Origin of the sequence: Faecalibacillus sp. H12, from assembly GCF_013361255.1 — a bacterium.
GTDB classification, from domain to species: Bacteria; Bacillota_I; Bacilli_A; order Erysipelotrichales; family Coprobacillaceae; genus Faecalibacillus; species Faecalibacillus intestinalis.
Genome location: NZ_JABWDK010000062.1, coordinates 1 through 1,695, shown reverse-complemented (window position 1 = coordinate 1,695; position 1,695 = coordinate 1). Strand labels below are relative to the sequence as shown.

General features: G+C 27.6%; 1 protein-coding gene. It reads right to left on the bottom strand.

Annotation, left to right across the window (positions count from 1 at the left end):
- Nucleotides 1-184: 184 nt before the first annotated feature.
- On the bottom strand, nucleotides 185-1,576 hold the full coding sequence (locus tag HUU89_RS14380) for an ISL3 family transposase (RefSeq protein WP_175302122.1): 1,392 nt from the start codon (nucleotides 1,574-1,576) through the stop codon (nucleotides 185-187).
- Nucleotides 1,577-1,695 lie beyond the last annotated feature (119 nt).

Sequence of the window (1,695 nt, the reverse complement as noted above, 5' to 3'; positions counted from 1 at the left end):
GGGTAACCAAATAATTTAGGGGGAAAGCCAAATTATTTAGGGGACAACTTTAGGGGTTTTAAGAAAAACCTGTTGAAAGTTAGGGGGCACTTTAGGGGGCAACCTAAAAATTCAAAAGAAAATAAGTTTAAAGGAACAATCAAATAGGTTGTTCCTTTCATTTTGTCTAGATACATTTAACAAGTTATTTTTTAAATTTATATACTTCTTTTTTTGATTTAGGAATGGCTAAAATAGATTCATTTTTCCTGTTAGCCCAAATCAATCTGCTTCTTGCATATTCAAAATTACTTAATCCTCTTGAATTTCTTTTGAAATCTTTAGGAGTCCTATTATATCCTTCCATAGGTCCATTAGATAGTCTTCGTTCATTTCCATTATTATCAGTTATATAAATAAATGAATTGATGATTTCTTGTTTATGAGCTTTTAATAGTTCAGAAAATTCTTTAAACATAATCAATGTCGAATGAGAATAACAATCAATAATATTGCTTAAAAGAGTATTGATTTTTTCTAGGTCCCTTTCTTCTGTTTTATTAAATTCAATATATTTTTCTTTTAGACGTCTGATTTGTACAAGGTTATCGTCTAATTGGAAAAACATTTTTTCATAGTCATAAGTATTTAAATAAGCTTTTAATTTGTGGTTGTATCTAACATTACTTTGATAGTCTATATTTTCTACATTTTGTAATATGAGCCATTTAAAATTATTAAGCATATAGACTTCTTTAGATGTCGGCATATTTTTAAAATCTATAGGTCTGTTATTTTTTATACAAGAATCTTCGTAAATCTTTTTATCTCTTATTTGGAATTTCTTTTTTAGATCATTGATATAGTTATTTATCTTTCTTATGATCCAAGAAACAACGTGAAAACTATCAATGATGGCAATACTGTTAGGAAAGTAACGCTTCGTATAGTTGATATAGGGATTGTACATGTCACAGATAAGGTATTTAACGTTTTTTCGTTCTTCCAATGGAATAGATAAAAAGTAGGCATTGGTCGTTTCTTCCCATCTGTTGGGAAGAATATCGATAATTTCTGAGGAATCAAAATCCATGATAACCAATGCATAACGATGCTTATAGTCAATATTTAAAAATACTTCGTCGACAGAAATTATTTCAGGTAAAGGAAGACGTTTTATGTTCAAATATTGTAGAAATATATAATGTACGGAAGTATCAGAAATATTATATTTTCTAGCGACATCTGCAGTAGTAATATGTATATTCTTCATTTCATTAAGGATCATATAAGGAGTAATATTAGATGACTGTTTATATTTACTAATAAAGTTAAACTGATCATTGAGGTAAAGATTACATTGAGGATTGGTACATCTCCATTTTCTTTGAGTTACAATAAGTTTTAATTGATAGCCATCTTGTAGGATAGGATGATTTATTTTTCTAATATATTTTCCTTTTGAATGCATTCTAGAAGAACAGGCAGGGCAATATTCGACTTTGAGAGTCTTTTCTAAATAAATTATCTTAGTATTTCCATCAATTAAAATCTTAGAGATAATTATGTCTTTATCTTCAATGTTTAAAAATTTCATGATATCATTATTCATATAGTTCCTTTCATAGTATCTAGACAATATCAATGATAAACGAACTATAAAAAGAAACAACAGCCAGAATTCTAGCTGTTGTTTTTCAATGACAATTATTAGAA

Bases quoted from the DNA above. Each gene is read 5' to 3' on its own strand.
- HUU89_RS14380 (WP_175302122.1), bottom strand. From the start codon at position 1,576: ATGAAATTTTTAAACATTGAAGATAAAGACATAATTATCTCTAAGATT.